This window comes from Oceanobacillus sp. FSL W7-1304, from assembly GCF_037969805.1.
Lineage (GTDB): Bacteria > Bacillota > Bacilli > Bacillales > Amphibacillaceae > Oceanobacillus > Oceanobacillus profundus.
Window position 1 is genome coordinate 1 of the sequence record NZ_CP150211.1, and the last position, 17244, is coordinate 17244.

Here is a 17244-nt window from a genome sequence, read left to right on the forward strand (position 1 = left end):
CGGTACTAGCGGAGGAAACACACGTAGACTTCTGCGGGATACGTGACCAGAGTGAGACTTCGTAGAACGATAGTTCAAGAATGCTCACGGGTCACCCGCGAAAAGCGGAGTGTGTTTCCGGAGCGGGTATACGCACAACCCATAATTGCACATTACTCCGCAGTTTCTTTCAAATATAAACTTACAATCCATATACTGTTCTATTCGTAATCCATTCGTTAAGTCAAGGTTTAATGGTTAGCTATGTTGTTTGTAGTAAGGTTTGACTATACTTTAGAAAAATTTCATGGATACATACTAATTTTTGTTTTTTTTTGATACACTCTATTTAATGAATTAGAAGCAGGAAGAAGGGGAGTAAGGTGAAGACATTTAAGTTGAAGCGTTTAGAAGTTGTTGACCATGATGATGAAGAGATCGAACAAACGAATATTAAGCTGCTTGATGGTCTTATTATCAACAGAGAAGATGATAAAGGACAGTGGTTGATTGAAGCTTACACGGATACATCATATCTTAATTACTTCAATAAGCTTCATGGGGAGCAGGGGGAAATAATGGTTCAAGCAACGATTACAAAAGAAAGCAATGAACCTGCTACGTTTATCACGACTATTCTTGGAATAAATGAGATTGGAGACAAGATCAATGTGTTGTTTATCGGTACCATTATCGACCGAAGAAAACACATAATTGAAGACTTGCTAACAGACCTAATTGAGCAAGGTTATCAGGGAAGGGAATTACTTGTAAAATTTAAAGAACTGGCTTAGTGTTCTTTGATTCTATTTTTTAGCAGCTAGGAGAAAAATTATGAAAATGCATCATTCGAAGTATCGGATATTAAATCGCTTATCACCGGTACAAATGTTATTATTGTTCTACTTTATTGCCGTATTGCTATCCACATTTACACTGGCATTACCGTTTACACATCAAGATGGAGTAGAGATAGCCTTTGTTGATTTGTTATTTACATCGGTAAGTGCAATTAGTGTTACTGGATTAAGTACAATATCGATTGTCGATTCGTTAAGTACACTCGGAGTTATTGTGCTTGCAATGATTATGCAATTAGGTGCAGTCGGTATTATGTCTATCGGCACATTGATTTGGCTCGTTCTAGGAAAACGAATCGGCCTTAAAGAGAGAAGTTTAATTATGACGGATCAGAACCAGTCAAGTTTTCAGGGTATGGTACGTTTAATCAAACAAATAATTTATGTATTACTTGTCATTGAATTTATTGGTTTTCTTATTTTGGGGACGTATTTTCTACGATATTTTCCAACAGCAAGTGAAGCATATTTGCATGGCTTTTTCGGCACAATTAGTGCTATTTCCAATGCGGGTTTTGATATTACTGGTCAATCATTGATTCCGTACGACCATGACTATTTCGTGCAATTTATTTATATGTTGTTAATTATCCTTGGAGCGATTGGTTTCCCGGTCTGGATAGAAGTAAAGGAATACGTATTTTTTAAAAAGGGCAGGCGAAATTTCTTTCGGTTCAGTTTGTTTACAAAGCTAACAACGTTCACATTTTTCACCTTAATTGGAGTAGGGGCATTAGGTATTTTTTTACTGGATATAAATCATTTCTTTGTGGGGAAATCATGGCATGAATCGTTATTCTACGCTTTATTCCAATCAGTAACAACTAGGAGTGGCGGTCTATCAACTATGGATGTAAGCTTACTTTCAGAATCAAACCATTTATTTCTTTCGTTCTTGATGTTTATCGGGGCCTCACCGAGCAGTGCGGGTGGAGGAATTCGAACAACAACATTTGCTTTAGCGTTAATTTTCATCATTACTTATATTCGTGGTGGAAGGAGTGTACGAATATTCAATCGGGAAATTTATGAGGGAGATATGTCTAAAGCCGTAACAGTTACATTAGTTGCATTTATTTTTGTGTTTAGCTCGATTTTACTCATGTCAATTGTTGAACCATTTTCATTAGATCAAATTCTTTTTGAGGTAACATCTGCCTTTGGAACAGTTGGATTGTCACTAGGAATTACAGGAGAATTGAGTACGTTTAGCAAAATACTTCTTATGTTGCTTATGTTTATTGGGAGAGTTGGAATTATAACCTTTCTACTCATGTTTACAAAAAAGAAAAAGAAAGAGAAATACAGTTATCCTAAAGAAAGAGTTATTATTGGATAAATAATGACAAAAAAATGTTGTCAATGAGGTTAAGGTATTCAGCATTCAACTACTTCCATTTAAATAAAAATAAAAGTGGCTTGTGCTATATGTTGGTTAGCACAAGCCATTTTTTTAATGATTAGCAGTAAAACGCAGCTCCTACAATAATCAATAGTATAAAAAGCACAACGATTAGTGCGAAGTTGCTTCCGTAGCCACCACCGCAGCCGTAGTTGTAGCCTCCTCCACAGTCGTATCCGCCATATCCAAAGCCCATGCTTTTTCACCTCCCGATTGTACAGTATTACTTTATGCAATTAGGGAAATTGTGTATAGACGTTTGCACTAATTTTTAGAATTATCGTTCGCCATGTTTAAGGCCAAAATCTACAAAGTCCTTTACATATAACTATTCTATTCAGCTTGTTCCTTGTAACTGAGAATTTTTAATTGATCATTTTCATATCCTATAATAAACTCATATGGTTTCGTTTCTTTTTTGGTTTTCTGCTTATTCGGCACATTCCGTTCTATAGTTATATCGACCACTGTCTTGATTCGATTGTTCTCAATAATGGTGCTATCCACTTCAGAAAAATCAAGTGATACGATGTTAATATACCTGTTTCTGAATTCCTGATAGGAGGAATCCAATTGGAGTGAACTTCCAAGCAGAGTATATGCTCCAACATAGTCGCGGATAGATATATTCTCTAAAAAGTATTCGGTTAAGTACACTGCTCCATCAAGTACTTGCTCGGAATCAGAAGAACGAATAAGGTCTGTAATACTTGAGAATTCAAGCTGTTCGTTCTGTGCTTCATTTGACCATTGTGTGATCTGGTCCAGCACCTCGACGATTGGAATGCTAAAACCAATTGTACCGTCTTGTGTTCCTACAGAATTAATACCAATAATTTCACCAGTTTCTCGTTTGATTAATGGACCACCGCTATTCCCCTGAGAAATTTGTGCTGAAATTTGGTAAACATTTGAGTAATTATATCCGTCCACATTAAAATGACGATCACTACCAGAAATAATACCAAGTGTTACTGTATTCTGAAAGCCATGCGGGCTCCCAAGCGCAATTACTTCATCGCCAATTTCAGCTATGTGTTCTGTTGCAATAGAAAGGGGAGTCCGACTGGCTAACTGTGGTACTCGAATAACAGCAACATCAATATCTTCACCGATTCCTACGACAGCAGCAGGATATATTTGGGCGTTGGCGGTACGAACGTAAATTGCATCCGCATCTTTAATAACATGTGCATTGGTAATAATGTCACCTTTTTCATTATATAGAAAACCGGAACCAGTAAAGGTACTTTGCTCATTCTGACCTTCAATTTGTATGACCGTTTTTTCGGCTTCATGAATAATCGATTTTAAATCGATTGCCGCCAGATCCTGTGTAATTTTGGTTACCATCGGATTATTTATTGGAATTTCTTGTGCTTTCCAGTTACTATGAAAATTAAAGATTACAATCGTGCCGATGATTAATATGATGACCGATGTAATAATAGGCAGGTGTCGCCTGCTTCGCATAGATGTTCACCTCGTTGATGGTACTATTATAGAGCTTGTATTTAATCCTTTTTTTTGAACTCGTTTTTTGCTTCGAATTATTCTGTATACCATGTAATTTTACTTATCTTTATTTCAAGATTGCTCGGTTTTTTATCTAAATCATAATGTGTGAATTCAAATTTACCAGTTTCATCGGGATAGAGGACATCTGGAAATGTAACAACCTCGTTTGTCAGAATTTCCGAGCCATCTTTTTCTTTGATTGTGTATTCAATAACCACCGAGTGTACCGGCACAGTGGCAACGCTCTTTACCTTGCCTTGAACAAAGATGTTGTCTTGCTTATCCTTTTTTATACTTGCAGAAACGAGCTGAATCGCATCATTTTCATTTAACTCATTTTCCTGTGCAGCACTATTCATTGCTTGCTCAATACGTTGCTGAACAGCTGTTTCAAATGCAGTTTTCTCTTTTCCAATCGTTATTTGAAGACTATCAAGCTTTTCTGATTCTGGTGCATATTTTAATCCGTCTTCTACTAACAATAGTGCATCATTAAACTGTTTTTGGTTCAGTTGTTCACTTGCTTTTGTGAAGGAATAATCAATGATCTGGTTACGTATTGTCTGTGTAAGCTCGTCCGCCCCCTCGTGATTAATAGCTTCTGCATCCCAAAGCATAATCTTTAAGTCATCGATAGTAGGATCTTGCTCTAAGTTATGTGTGAGCTCTGCGATTTTTAAATGGCTGCGGACAGTTTCTATTTGGTTAATCATTTGGTCAACTGCTAAGCCATTATAATTATTTAAAAGCGCAGATGCATCATGTATGATGGTGTTGGCTTCTTGGAAACGTTTTTCCTCTTGTAAGTGTTTTGCATCATTTAACGATTCCTCAATCTGTATGGCAATATCAGAGAACTTAAGTGATGTTTCTGCTTGTTCAAAATTATGGTGAACATCGATCGATTTTGAGAAAAGCTTTTGTGCTTCTTCATAGTTCCCTTCTGTGAATTGCTGTTCCCCTTGTGCATATAGCTCTTTAGCATCAGCAGTTTGATTTTTTAAAATTAAGTGATATACCCCTGAAAAGGAGGTAATAAGAAAAGCAACGATTATTGGAACAAGCCAGAATTTATTGAATTTCTTTTTATTAAAAATTCGGCTTTCTATATCATTTGGTAACGGTCTACCACATTTAATACAATATTGTTCCTTTTCCTTTACGTTGGTGCCGCAATAAGGGCAGTGGAACATGATAAGCCACCTCCAGCTTTAACTGCACATATACCGTGCTTCGTGTTGTCTAAGAAATGACAAGCTTGGTAACCGTTAAAAACATTGCCTGACAAGGTTTTTGTTTTATAAAATAGTACCATTGAATGTTTTGTTTTAATATAAAGCTAATTAAATTGCTTGAGATTTCCTTATATGATTTTATCATATTTTGCTTTATTTAGGGTGAGGATATTGGTATGATAGAGGAAGTTTAAGATATATTATTGTAAAGTTAGCAGTTAGGTAAAATGAAAGGGGTGCCACATCGATGGAAATTTTATTTGGTGTAGTTTGTTTTGGAATTCTCGCGCTTAACATAGGATACTGTTTGCTGGATAATGAAAAGTAATAGGAAAAGGGGCAGCGAAGAGCCGCCCCTTTAAAAAAGGATACGTATGATTTTTTATTTCGTTAATGCCCATTCACTGAATGGATATATAATTAATTCGGATCTCCCAATTATTTCCTCAGCTTGAATAAATCCGAGCCCATTTCGACTATCCTTACTAATTGCCCGATTATCACCCATAACAAAATAGCTGTTCTGTGGGATGGTAAGTGGTCCGATATTTCCGGTTTTATAAAGTGCATCATCCGTTAAAAAGGTTTGGACATATTTCTTACCGTCGATAATAAGATCGCTTCCGTTTATTTCAATGGTCTCACCAGGCAACCCAATAATTCTTTTTACATAATTTTTAGTCGGCCTTTGAATGATGACAACATCTCCGCGGTCTGGTTCACCTAAAATATAAATTATCTTATTAAAAATTACTCTTTCTCCATCTTCTAAGGTTGGATCCATACTTTCCCCCTCTACAATAGAGGTCGCAAAGATAAAGGTTCTAAGGAAAAGAGCGATTAAAATGGCTATAATGATAGCTTTCGTCCATTCGAGCCATTCGTTTTTCTTTTTGACTTCCGACATAGAAGTCACCCCTCCTGTACAAGTTTCAATATTAATAGTACCACAGACATAGGAAGTAATCGAACTTTAACTTATGTAAGGGTTTTACTGTACAAAGAAATAATCGGAGTTTTGTTCTAATTATTTGGTAATTTTGATTATAAATAGTATACTAAATTATAATAAGAACGTTTGTTTTGTTTTCGGGAGAGGAAAATTTTTTGGGTTGTTATCTTATTGCTGAAAATGATTGAAAATTAGATTTAGTTAAGAATGGAGAATGTTATTTTAAATGGAATCTACTGAAAATATTCTTAGTCGTATTGAATTTTTGCGTAAAAAAATGACTGATGTAGCTTTAAAAAAGGGATTTACTGATAATGAATCTGTCTACATCAGTCAAGAACTTGATCGGTTATTAAACCTTTATGAAAAAGTAAAACAAGAAACAACATCAACGAAAAGCTAATATCTATGTGGGTGGATATTTTATATAGCTTTTGCTATTTACAGTAACTGCTCGTGTTGTAAAAAGGATTCAATTCGGTTCAGTCCTTCTGTTAAGGTATCCAGATTATATGCATATGATAATCGCATGTATCCTTCTCCCAATGAAGAGAAACTATCGCCGGGAACTAAAGCCACTTTCCCTTTTTGGACGAGAGCGATTCCGAGTTCAAACGAACTCATTTCCTTAATTGGGAATTTAGGGAAAAAGTAAAAGGCTCCATCGGGATTGCTTACGGTTAAACCCATTCGATTTAAACGTTCATATACATAGTCTCTTCTTTTTTTATATGCTTCCCGCATGAACTGAACGCTGTTTGAATTACGTGTTAGAGCTTCTAATGCTGCATACTGACTAATAGATGAGGCACATGAAACATTATATTGATGAACTTTTAAGATATGTTCACTTATCCAGGCAGGAGCTAAAACGTAGCCGATACGAAAACCTGTCATGGAATGTGATTTGGATAAACCATTAATAACGATTGTTTTATTTTTTACTGATGGAAAACTTGCAATCGAAACATGCTCTCTATCAAAAAGTAATTCACTGTATATCTCATCTGCTAGAATAAAGATGTCTTTATCCTTTAATGCATCGGTTAAGTCTCGTAATTCTGCTTTTGTAAAAGATGCCCCTGTAGGGTTTGAGGGATATGGCAGGACAACGCATTTAGTTTTTGGTGTAATCTTTTCGGCTAATGCTTGTTTGGTTAGTTTAAAATTAGAACCAGTTGTATCGACAAATACAGCTTTGGCTCCTGCCAGTGTAATTAATGGTTCGTAACCGGGATAGATTGGTCCAGGTAAAATGACTTCATCTCCCGGAGAAAGAATCGTGCGAAATGTAATATCAATTGCTTGTGAAGCACCGGTAGTTACAATAATCTCTGAAGCTGGATTATAACTGATTCCATAATTTGTTTCATTGAATGAAGCGATAGTCTTTCTTAATTCGATAATACCAGCATTATATGTATACGTCGTTTTATTTTGGAATATTGCATCTGATGCTGCTGTTTTTACATAATCTGGTGTGTGGAAGTCGGGTTGACCAATTGTGAGTTGGACTACATCCTTTTCGTCGGCAACCATTTGAAAAAATCGTCGGATACCTGATATTTGGATATTTTTAACATTACTATTGATTAAAGATTGCATGGAAATTACCGCCTTTTCTTGTAAAATAATATAATATGACAAAATTTTGAAGAAGTGTGACAATTTTTTAATAAAATGTTCAAATAATTTCGATTTATAACGATTAATTTGAGGTATAATATAGTTAGAACATTATAAGGAGTGTAACAGATGAGACCTAGAGCATTAAATTTTGAACAACTAGTTAAGCAAAATAAGCAAGATCTATTAAATGACGAAGAGAGAATTACACAAATAGAGATGCGTTTAGAGAAAAGGCAAGAAGCAAATGTAAAAGCTCTCCGAAATAAGGATCTTGAAATGAATCGTTAAGGAGTTACATAGAGCAGGATGTGAAAACATTCCTGCTTTTGTGTATATATGAGGATGTTCAAAAAAGTCCGGGAAAAATGACACGGCGAGAGCAGAAGACATTCAACTAAGACCGACATGTATAAAATGTCAAAGTCACCACAATCTGTGTAAACTCGTTGTTTTTTTTTTTTCATTCATCACATGTTAAAGGATGCAATGAACTTTTGTAAAAACGTCTATATCATGTAGAAGCCCGGTACTCAAAACTTCTTGAATTTTTGGTTCCTTTTATCCTCTTTTTTGAAAAGGTACTATATGATATTTTGAATAAAATTATTTCACTAACCGTTAAAGGATAGATTTGCTCTTTTGTTTATAGACTCGTTTGTTTCTCCCGTAGAGCTGGACGATCAGCACAGCTCCAATAATACAGCTCATACCTAGCATTTGTACAAATGTAAAGGTCTCTAGAAAAATAAATATACCAATTAGTGTTGCTACAACTGGTTCGATAGTTGATAAGATAGAAGCTTTTGAGGCTTCTGTATACTGTAAGCCATACGTATAGAGTATGTATGCCAATGCAGTTGGCAAAATGCCGAGCCCTATTGCATAGAATAAAGCTGTTGCATCGAGCAGCAATGAGAACTTTTCCTGATATGGAAAAAAGGGTAGAAGTGTCACTGCAGCAACAATAAATGTAAATGACGTTACTTGTAAACTGGAATACTTTTGTAAGGAATATTTGCTGAAAATACTGTATAGTGCATATCCCAAACCAGAACCAAGACCAAATAATATACTTGCGAAGTCAAGGTTATTCAAATTTCCTGGTGATAAGCCAACCACTAAACACGTTCCCAATAAAGTCATAAAAAGGGCAATAATTTTGATGCGTGTGAAAGGCTCTTTAAATAAGAAAAAGGAAATAATTGTTACAAAAGTTGGTCCAGTATATAACAGAGCTGTAGCTATCGGTATAGTAGACAATTCAATGGCAGTAAACATACAGTAATTAAAAAATATTATACTGCATACTCCAGTCCCGATGAAATATTTAACGTCGCTATAATGCTTTAACTTCAGATTGCTCGGTGAAAGGCTAAGCATGTATATAATTAATATAATAGCTGAAGACCATACTCGTAAAGTAACAACTTCCATTGGAGTGAAACCAAAAGCGTAAAGATGTTTCACAAACCAGCCAATTGTTCCCCAGAGTGCAGCACCCAAAATAATAAATAATATAGGTTTATTCAATCCATATTCCCTCCTTGTTCTCATCGTATTTATCTTAGAGTATAGCAAAAGAATGAAACGAATAAAGTATATGAAATAAAAACATTGGAAAGAATGGTTAAATAAACAGTTTCGGAGGGATGGGAGCGGATTGAAGCACATTGAACTAATGTCATTTATCCATATTGGTAATGTTGGTTTTGATGCGAATTATGTTTATTTATTTTGTGGCCTTGTAAGTATACTGATTCTATATTTTTGTGTGAAATCACTTATTATATGGGTAGTTCAAATGAAATTTGATAGACTTCTTATCTACACTATCAGTAGCTTATTTGTCATAGCTATCGTTTCTGGAATAGACTTAATAGTCGGGAATGAGATGGATGTGGCAAAAATTGCACTTCAAAGCATATCCTTATTTGGATTCCTCTTATCAATCGCGATATTGATTAAGCATTTTATCATAAATTAACATAGATAAGTTTAAATCCAACTAAATAGAAAAAGGTGAACTAAAGTGCAAGCGGTCTGATTGATGATATATCAATTTGAACGTGGCTGTTTGGTAGACGGCACGTATAGAAACATCCTATATAATTTCCATAAAAAAAGCACATGCAGTTTAGACTGCAATGTGCTTTAACCATTTTATTCTCGTAATCGATGGATTGCTTCCAGCCACTCATATACGGGCTGGAAATATTCGTTAGGTGCTTTTAACCTTGGTGGGGCTACATTCATTACTAACTCTTTCTCTGTTTCGGAGAGCTTCTCAAACGCGTCCTTCAAGGTGTGTGTTTGATCCGCGTAGCGTTGCAATTCATAAACAAAATTTTGAAGCTCTTGCATGGTAAACTCCTCCTTTGATTGTGTGATACCCTTAAGTCAATAAGGAATAAACATACAGGAGTTGGAGTTACGAATTACGACGTGAACTAGTTGGAGGCCATTCCATTTTTCCTAGTGCGGAAGGAGTATAGTAGGATGAAGTGTAACGTTTTTGCCTATGCTGCTCTTTCTTTTCCGGTTTCCAATCAATAAATCGGTAGACAATCCGTTTCGCTTGAGATAATGACATCTTTGATTGGGGGTTCCGATAGTTTTGGTCAAGGGAACCAAGATGTTTTAGCTGTTTGAAGTCTTCCTTTGATGGAGGTACATGGAAAAAATAATCATCTACTTTCACAAGTAATGTTGAATGTTGATTACTGCGCTTTGGATGATCTGAAAAATGTAGACCTATTTTTTCAGCTCTATTTTCGTCCAATAATTTATTGATTGTTGCTTTTTTAATTTGATATAAATGCTTTGGTTCAGGTGCTGTTTTTGCATGGCGATTAATAGTGAAAAGCGCTTGAGCCAAGTCTTGCAGTGGTATGTCCTGCTTCATTATTTTTCTCCTTTCCATCGTTCAATCCTAAACCTATCGTACCCCAAAGCTTGTCCGGTGGCAAATAAATATTATTTTTTATATTTGGGTGAGATGCATTATTCACTTAGCTGCATAGCCAACAATTTCCTGTGGGAAAATTAAAAAAAGAAGAGTGGCAGGTCTACTTCCGCTCTTCAGATTTTGAAACGTAAACTATTGAACTTTCTTTAAATCATTAACAATTAAATCTATTTCATTTGATTCTGTACCGCTATAGTATTTGATTACTTCGCCTTCAGGACTTACAAGGAAAAATCGGGTTCCGTGATATACTTGATCAGATCCTTCAGGGGGAGCTTCTACAAGGTTTCGAAAAGAATTGACAGAAAGTTCTTTGATTGTATTGAAATCATATCCAGTAAGAAAGTACCAATTAGTGAAATCCGCATCATAGCTCTTACCATATGCCTTCAGCACATCAGGTGAATCAAAATCAGGATCAACGCTAAACGACACAAGCTTCGCATCAATTCCTTCATCTTCAAGTTTTGTTTGTAATGCAGCCATGTTTGCGGTCATTGGCAGGCATACTGTTGTGCAATTTGTAAAAATGAAATCAGCAATCCACCATTCACCTTTTAGATTCTCAAGGCTTAATGTTTCATTGTCTTGGGTTGTAAACTCAAAGTCTGTAACCATTTCGGAGATGTTTGAATCGATTGCATATCCTCCGCAAGCTGATAAAAGGATACTAAGTCCTAAAAGTATAAATAAATGCTTCATTAGAATCTCCTTTCCAAATCTAATCTATAATTGAAAGACCTTTTTTAAGATAACCCTTGCAATATTTAAAGTAAGTATAACATTGCCTGTTAAATTCGCTGCACATTCCGATGAATTCTTTATGACAATTTCAGGCATTATGGAATGTCACTCACACATCCATGGATGACGAAAAGAAGTACGTAAAGATGGGGGGCATTCCATAAAATTCTACTTCTGCTCAAAAACCAGGCGGTCATACCACTATATATTCAGCAGGGATATTAGGAACTTTCTTGAATGAAGTTCTTAGATTATATGTGCTGATTTTGAAGTGTGTAAACATGCAATTCCGGCTTGCAAAGGAAGCGATATGGTAATCTTGTTGTTCCAATTCCACTGTTTACGAATAGTTTAAATTTATCGTCGTTTAAGTAATATTTACCTTGAACATATTTTTCTGCAAGCAAGGGTGTATATAAATCTCCAATAAACGGAAATCGCACCTGACCACCGTGACTATGGCCAGAGAGTTGGACATCAATAGGGAATTCGGCTGCAGTATCCGCGTAATCAGGTTCATGTGCAAGCAGTAGAGTGAAAAGGTTGGGATTTGCTTCATTTAAAGCTTCAGTTAAATCGGGATTTCCGAGCATGACATCATCGACACCTGCAAGCGTGAAATGGGAGTTATCCTTTGTAATAATAGCATGAGAGTTTTGGAGTAAATTGAAACCTGATTGTTCCATCACTTCATAAACAATATCCGTCCCGTAGCCGCCATGATCATGATTTCCATATATCCAATACTTGCCGTAGGTTGCTTGCATCGATAAAAGAATGTTGTTTAGCTCTTGTCCCCAATGATAATTATTAGGTTCGTCAACTAGGTCACCAGTAAAAACAATCAAATCGGGGTTTAGTGCATTTATTTTCCTCGCAAGTTCTTTAAGCTGATTTAATGAGTAATGAAATCCAATATGTGTATCCGAAAACTGAATTACTTTGAAATTATTAAAAATGGGATCTATTTTAGGGGAAGAAATGGTTTCTTCGGTAACTTTTAATAAGTGTGTTTCAATTTCTTTAGAATAATAGTAGGTGCCACCGCTAAGACCAATGAAAGTAAGCAAGCTTCCAATGGATCTTTTAATAAAAGTACGTCGATTCATCTTTGTCATACCTTTCTTGAATCATTAAACAGATGGTAAAATTATAGCACGAATGTATGGTAGTATAAATATAAAAGAATCTTTAGTACTAATATCGTTTCAATTCGACTAATTGACATTATTCAGCCATTTACTTATAATTAATTTGTATGGAATTTTCTAAAAATGAAAGACGCATCAACTGTTTTTGGGTTAATGCGTTTAACTATTAGCTTATTTTTCCTCAAAACTTGGCGGATGCTTTCCGGATATATCATGAGCATAAAATTTAATTGAATTGTTAATTGTACCGAAACGGCTACGACCACGAAGCGCTAAAGCGGCAGCGAGACTTCCTTCAACTCATGACAATCTGAAGAAGACTTGCCGGCTGGCTAAAACTCATAAATACACCAATTCCATGGGTAATTGCATTTACAATTTCTTCATTTTTACTGAATTTGTGTATTTTCATTAGCTACCCCTTTATTGTTAGGCATATATATAGTAGTAAACATCCGTTATTCCGTTATTTATTACACAGTCAAACATAGGAATCACAGCTATTGTGGAAATGAGAACCTTTCCCTTCAATCTGGATCGTACTGTGATTAATATTAAATTGTGTTTTAATTTTCTCATTAGCGGTTTGTAATATTTGATCACGATCAACGGTCTTATTGACAATAAGATGGCAGCTCATGGATGGAAATTCAGATGCAATGGACCAAACGTGGATATCATGAACATCTCCAACCCCGTCTAATTCCATTAAATTATTTTTAATGATTCAACATCAATACTAGCTGGTTTACCTTCCGATAAAATATGCAAAGACTGTCACGTCACCCATAAAACTACAATTAAATAGCTGCGAGAACACTTGCAATCGGTTCTGCAATATTCCATCCAAATAGTATAATCAGTAACCCAGCAGTAAGTGCTCCAACGGATCCGAGTAAATCACCAAGTACGTGAAGCAAAGCACTGCGAATATTTAAGTTTCCTTTGATTCACCACGCATCAGTAGCCAAGCGACAAAAATGTTAACGCTCGCTCAACCCGATAAATGCAACAATCATTATGCTTCCGCTCATGTGATGGTATTCCGAAATATTATACCTCCAATGTTGTATGTACTTGACTAACCTCATTGTATATGAACATATGTTCATGTTGTGAAATAAGTGCACAATTTTTGCAACTAAACTTGTTATAAGATGTATCCAAATTTTAGTTATGTTAATATAGATGTGGTGGCAAGTCCGAAATTACAGGCATTCGAAATGAAGTTACAAATAAATAGTATAGATTTATAAAGGGGCGTATGTTTTATGAGTATTATTCAAGATAAGGAATTTGCTAATATCTCGGTGGATGAATTACTAATTCCATCAGAGAAAGTTGCCCATGTACAATTAAATAATCCGTTAGAGCATGCATTGTTAGTATTGGTGAAATCTGGTTATTCTGCTGTTCCAGTGCTTGATGCATCGTATAAATTTGTTGGAATCATTGGAAAAACAGTTATCTTAAATCAAATATTAGGCATGGAACGATTTGAAATTGAAAAGCTTAGCGAAATGCGTGTTAAAGAAGTGATGAGTAGTGATATACCAACTCTTACAAGGGAACATACACTCTTAGACGGATTAAATGCAGTTATTGATCACGCCTTTGTCTGCTTAGTGGACCAAGACGGTTATTTCGATGGTATTTTAACGAGAAGAGCTATTTTAAAACAGCTGAAAAAAGATATCTATACGAGCTCGTATAAAAAATAAACTTTTTTCCCAGCACCTCAAAAGTTAGTTTCTATATCTAACTTTTGAGGTTTTTTTGTCTAAAATTATTGCGATGAGAAAACCACTCTGTTAAAGTATAAAATAGCTTTTTATCAGGAGGAGAAAAAACATGAACATGATGGATGCAAATGAAATAATCAGTTTTATCTCAAATAGTAAGAAAAGTACACCAGTTAAGGTTTACATCAAAGGAAATTTAAGTGACCTCGATATGGATGATTCAATTCAAGCATTTTTAGAGAATCAAACTGGAGTTTTATTCGGGGAATGGAGCAGCATTCAGATGTTCTTGGAACAGAATAAATCCTCAATTGCAGATTATGTCATTGAAAATGATCGCAGAAATTCAGCGATTCCATTATTAGATCTTAAAGGAATTAATGCGCGTATTGAACCGGGTGCAATTATACGTGACCAAGTTGATATTGGTGACGGTGTGGTTATTATGATGGGAGCTTCCATTAATATAGGAGCTGTTATTGGTGAGGGCACAATGATTGATATGAACGCTGTACTTGGTGGACGAGCTACTGTAGGCAAAAACTGTCATATCGGTGCTGGGACAGTACTTGCTGGAGTTATTGAACCCCCTTCAGCTAAACCAGTTATTGTGGAAGATGATGTTGTAATAGGAGCAAATGTTGTCGTATTAGAAGGAGTTTCAATTGGAAAGGGTGCTATCGTAGCTGCTGGAGCAATTGTAACAAAGGATGTTGCTCCATATACACTAGTCGGTGGTACTCCCGCTAAAGTATTAAAAGAAATTGATGAGCAAACGAAATCAAAAACAGAAATTAAACAGGAGCTTCGTAAACTAGATAATTAAGTAGGCGATGGTAATGAATTTACAGGAATTGCAAGAGATCAGAAGAGATCTGCATCAAATTCCAGAATTAGGTTTTCTAGAATTTAAAACACAGCAATATATATTGAAAAAAATCGAAGCAATGCACAATGAACGAGTTTTCGTTAAGACTTGGAAAACTGGAATACTTGTTAAAATAGCTGGTAATGCACCAAAGAAAATGATTGGTTTCCGTTGTGATATGGATGGTCTGCCAATTGTGGAGTCCACAGAGTTAGCATTCCAATCAACGCACACGGGAAAAATGCATGCTTGTGGTCACGATTTTCATATGACAATTGCACTTGGTGCAATGAAGCGCATTATCGATCAAAAAATCGACGACGATGTAGTGTTTATTTTTCAGCCGGCAGAGGAGGGGCCAGGAGGAGCGTTCCCAATGCTTCAATCTGTTGAGTTCCAGCAATGGAAGCCAGATGTTATCTTTGCATTACATATTGCTCCAGACCTTCCAGTTGGAACAGTGTCAACAAAATCCGGACTTCTTTTTGCTAATACAAGTGAATTGTTTATAGATTTTAAAGGCCTTGGTGGACATGCTGCATATCCACATCTGGCAAAAGACATGACAGTAGCTGCTAGCAATTTTGTAATCCAAATACAGCAAATTATTTCACGAGGATTAGATCCACTGGATCCTGCGGTTATTACGGTTGGGAAAATGGAAAGTGGCTTTGTTCAGAATGCGGTGGCGGAAACAGCGAGACTTGAAGGAACAATTCGAACATTAAATCCAAAATCACTTCTTATTATTAAGGAAAAGCTTGAAAAACTGAAACGAGGATTTGAAATGAGTTATGATTGTGAAATAACAATTGATTATGGAGCAAACTATTATCAAGTCTATAATGAAAAGAAGTATGTCGATGAATTTTATGAAACGATGAAACGAATTGGTATAACGTATCATGAGGCTAAAGAAGCGATGACTGGCGAGGATTTTGGAGATATGTTAAAAGTGATTCCAGGTTTTATGTTCTGGCTTGGGGTTAACTCTCCATATGGACTGCATCATGCAAAACTTAGCCCTGACGAAGCTGCATTAGAAGTTGGAGTGAAGGCAGTCGTACATACGGTTCAAACTCTCTCGAATTAATTGGTATATTGTTTACAACTTTGTAGATACTACAATTGTAAATGGATGCTTTAGGAGGGATTACGTATGGCAAGAATTGCTGTAGAAGAGAACTTAACCGATATTAAAACGGCATTAATGGAAATGGGACATGAAATTATTGACCTACGTACAGAAAGAGATGCGGCACATTGTGATTGCTGTGTAATTTCTGGTCAGGACAAAGATGTCATGGGTATGCAAACGACAAGTATAGCTGGACCAGTCATTAACGCGCAAGGTCAGACTTCTGAAGATGTTTGTCAAGCGGTCAATGAAAAGTTGAGCCAATAAATAAACGACTAATGATGTGAGTAATTAAGTGCGACAATCAACTATCATCTGGAAGGTGATAGTTGGTTGTCGCTTTTTTATGTGAATGGCACAGTCGATTTATACTTATCATATATAAATTAAAGAGCTATAAAAAAGATTTTCAAACATATTTGTGCTTTTTCGGAAAGTCTGAAACTTTCCTGTTTGCACAGTACAATTAAGGCATCCGTATAGGAGGTTTGTACGCTGAATTATAAAAGTTTCTAAGGAAGCAAAGAACACTTGCATAAGAAAGTCCTTTAACGTATGTCAATTTTTCTAAATTTAAGGAGGTTTCTCGATTGAGATTAAGAGATCATATGCCTGAATTAGGGGAGAGTATGTGGATTAATAGTAGTGGTGTAAGGAGGGAGGACATAATTGGTGAGATACCAACACTGATATATTTTTGGTCGATAAGCTGCGGATCTTGTAAAAAATCGATCCCTTCCATAAATCAAATCCGTGATGAGTTAAAAGGGAAGTTAAACGTAATAAGTGTCCATACACCACTTTCAGAGTCCGATAATGACCTTTCAAAAATAAGAGCAGCAGTAGTGGAGAAGAATATTACAGATCCAGTGCTTGTGGATATGGATGAACGTCTATCAGATTCGTTTAATTTTCGTTATGTTCCTGCTTATTATGTGTTTGATAAAGCTGGAATGCTTCGGCACGCACAATCTGGATCGGGAGGAATTGCACTACTGCGCAGAAGGTTGGAAAGAGTGTTAAAGGAGAATAGCTGATTCAGAGAAAAGTACACCTTGACA

22 protein-coding genes are annotated in these 17244 nt (G+C 35.9%); 10 read left to right on the top strand and 12 right to left on the bottom strand.

The genetic code is table 11. The features are described 5' to 3' along the window. Window positions 1-362: 362 nt before the first annotated feature. Together NYE61_RS00005 and NYE61_RS00010 are read left to right on the top strand one after the other, a co-directional pair. A complete protein-coding gene (locus NYE61_RS00005) occupies window positions 363-773 on the top strand; it encodes a YwpF-like family protein (protein ID WP_095308407.1) in 411 nt (136 codons plus the stop codon). 46 nt (window positions 774-819) lie between these two features. Continuing rightward, the gene (locus NYE61_RS00010) at window positions 820-2178 is read left to right on the top strand and encodes a TrkH family potassium uptake protein (RefSeq protein ID WP_303448247.1); all 1359 of its coding nucleotides are present in this window, start codon (window positions 820-822) and stop codon (window positions 2176-2178) included. 121 nt (window positions 2179-2299) lie between these two features. On the opposite strand, the gene NYE61_RS00015 is transcribed toward NYE61_RS00010, so the two are convergent. From NYE61_RS00015 to lepB, 4 genes are all read right to left on the bottom strand, one after another. Then, window positions 2300-2437 (bottom strand): YjcZ family sporulation protein, encoded by a 138-nt coding sequence (locus NYE61_RS00015; RefSeq protein ID WP_095308408.1) that lies wholly within the window; start codon window positions 2435-2437, stop codon window positions 2300-2302. Window positions 2438-2574: 137 nt separating this feature from the next. After that, window positions 2575-3714 (bottom strand): trypsin-like peptidase domain-containing protein, encoded by a 1140-nt coding sequence (locus NYE61_RS00020; protein WP_095308409.1) that lies wholly within the window; start codon window positions 3712-3714, stop codon window positions 2575-2577. A gap of 77 nt (window positions 3715-3791) precedes the next feature. Further along, on the bottom strand, window positions 3792-4952 hold the full coding sequence (locus tag NYE61_RS00025) for a zinc-ribbon domain-containing protein (protein ID WP_303448239.1): 1161 nt from the start codon (window positions 4950-4952) through the stop codon (window positions 3792-3794). A gap of 424 nt (window positions 4953-5376) precedes the next feature. After that, complete coding sequence (gene lepB, locus NYE61_RS00030) at window positions 5377-5901, bottom strand: signal peptidase I (protein ID WP_095308412.1); 525 nt, start codon at window positions 5899-5901, stop codon at window positions 5377-5379. A 271-nt stretch (window positions 5902-6172) separates the two neighbouring features. Here lepB and NYE61_RS00035 point away from each other — a divergent pair, with 271 nt between their 5' ends. After that, window positions 6173-6349, top strand: coding sequence for an aspartyl-phosphate phosphatase Spo0E family protein (locus NYE61_RS00035; RefSeq protein ID WP_095308413.1), 177 nt, complete (start codon window positions 6173-6175; stop codon window positions 6347-6349). A 38-nt stretch (window positions 6350-6387) separates the two neighbouring features. Here NYE61_RS00035 and NYE61_RS00040 read toward each other — a convergent pair whose 3' ends face one another. Next, on the bottom strand, window positions 6388-7551 hold the full coding sequence (locus tag NYE61_RS00040) for an aminotransferase A (RefSeq protein WP_303448238.1): 1164 nt from the start codon (window positions 7549-7551) through the stop codon (window positions 6388-6390). A gap of 150 nt (window positions 7552-7701) precedes the next feature. Here NYE61_RS00040 and NYE61_RS00045 point away from each other — a divergent pair, with 150 nt between their 5' ends. Further along, on the top strand, window positions 7702-7863 hold the full coding sequence (locus NYE61_RS00045; RefSeq protein WP_095308415.1) for an FbpB family small basic protein: 162 nt from the start codon (window positions 7702-7704) through the stop codon (window positions 7861-7863). 330 nt (window positions 7864-8193) lie between these two features. Here NYE61_RS00045 and NYE61_RS00050 read toward each other — a convergent pair whose 3' ends face one another. Next, window positions 8194-9105: an EamA family transporter gene (locus NYE61_RS00050; RefSeq protein WP_303448237.1), complete on the bottom strand. Its 912-nt coding sequence runs from the start codon at window positions 9103-9105 to the stop codon at window positions 8194-8196. Between the two features lie 130 nt (window positions 9106-9235). On the opposite strand from NYE61_RS00050, the gene NYE61_RS00055 reads away from it, so the two are divergent. Further along, window positions 9236-9559, top strand: a complete 324-nt coding sequence (locus NYE61_RS00055) for a hypothetical protein (protein ID WP_303448236.1) — start codon at window positions 9236-9238, stop codon at window positions 9557-9559. 176 nt (window positions 9560-9735) lie between these two features. Here NYE61_RS00055 and NYE61_RS00060 read toward each other — a convergent pair whose 3' ends face one another. The 6 genes from NYE61_RS00060 to NYE61_RS00085 form a co-directional block, all read right to left on the bottom strand. Then, entirely contained in the window at window positions 9736-9936 is a 201-nt protein-coding gene (locus tag NYE61_RS00060; protein ID WP_095308419.1) for a hypothetical protein, read from the bottom strand. Window positions 9937-10003: 67 nt separating this feature from the next. Next, on the bottom strand, window positions 10004-10477 hold the full coding sequence (locus tag NYE61_RS00065; protein WP_095308420.1) for a YkyB family protein: 474 nt from the start codon (window positions 10475-10477) through the stop codon (window positions 10004-10006). A gap of 195 nt (window positions 10478-10672) precedes the next feature. Then, entirely contained in the window at window positions 10673-11242 is a 570-nt protein-coding gene (locus tag NYE61_RS00070; RefSeq protein ID WP_095308422.1) for an SCO family protein, read from the bottom strand. A gap of 293 nt (window positions 11243-11535) precedes the next feature. Next, window positions 11536-12393 carry a metallophosphoesterase gene (locus NYE61_RS00075; protein WP_095308423.1) on the bottom strand — a complete coding sequence of 286 codons (858 nt, stop codon included), beginning with the start codon at window positions 12391-12393 and terminating at the stop codon, window positions 11536-11538. Between the two features lie 523 nt (window positions 12394-12916). After that, window positions 12917-13144 carry a hypothetical protein gene (locus NYE61_RS00080; protein WP_251659084.1) on the bottom strand — a complete coding sequence of 76 codons (228 nt, stop codon included), beginning with the start codon at window positions 13142-13144 and terminating at the stop codon, window positions 12917-12919. A gap of 91 nt (window positions 13145-13235) precedes the next feature. Continuing rightward, window positions 13236-13355, bottom strand: coding sequence for a hypothetical protein (locus tag NYE61_RS00085; RefSeq protein ID WP_240033750.1), 120 nt, complete (start codon window positions 13353-13355; stop codon window positions 13236-13238). 351 nt (window positions 13356-13706) lie between these two features. On the opposite strand from NYE61_RS00085, the gene cbpB reads away from it, so the two are divergent. The 5 genes from cbpB to NYE61_RS00110 all read left to right on the top strand — a co-directional run bounded on the left by cbpB (window position 13707) and on the right by NYE61_RS00110 (window position 17220). After that, complete coding sequence (cbpB, locus tag NYE61_RS00090; RefSeq protein ID WP_095308425.1) at window positions 13707-14156, top strand: cyclic-di-AMP-binding protein CbpB; 450 nt, start codon at window positions 13707-13709, stop codon at window positions 14154-14156. Window positions 14157-14286: 130 nt separating this feature from the next. Continuing rightward, window positions 14287-15003 (top strand): 2,3,4,5-tetrahydropyridine-2,6-dicarboxylate N-acetyltransferase, encoded by a 717-nt coding sequence (gene dapD / locus NYE61_RS00095; protein WP_303448234.1) that lies wholly within the window; start codon window positions 14287-14289, stop codon window positions 15001-15003. A gap of 13 nt (window positions 15004-15016) precedes the next feature. Next, the gene (locus NYE61_RS00100; protein WP_303448233.1) at window positions 15017-16138 is read left to right on the top strand and encodes an N-acetyldiaminopimelate deacetylase; all 1122 of its coding nucleotides are present in this window, start codon (window positions 15017-15019) and stop codon (window positions 16136-16138) included. A 66-nt stretch (window positions 16139-16204) separates the two neighbouring features. Beyond that, on the top strand, window positions 16205-16450 hold the full coding sequence (locus NYE61_RS00105) for a YkuS family protein (protein WP_095308427.1): 246 nt from the start codon (window positions 16205-16207) through the stop codon (window positions 16448-16450). Window positions 16451-16773: 323 nt separating this feature from the next. Continuing rightward, window positions 16774-17220, top strand: a complete 447-nt coding sequence (locus NYE61_RS00110; RefSeq protein ID WP_095308428.1) for a TlpA disulfide reductase family protein — start codon at window positions 16774-16776, stop codon at window positions 17218-17220. Window positions 17221-17244 lie beyond the last annotated feature (24 nt).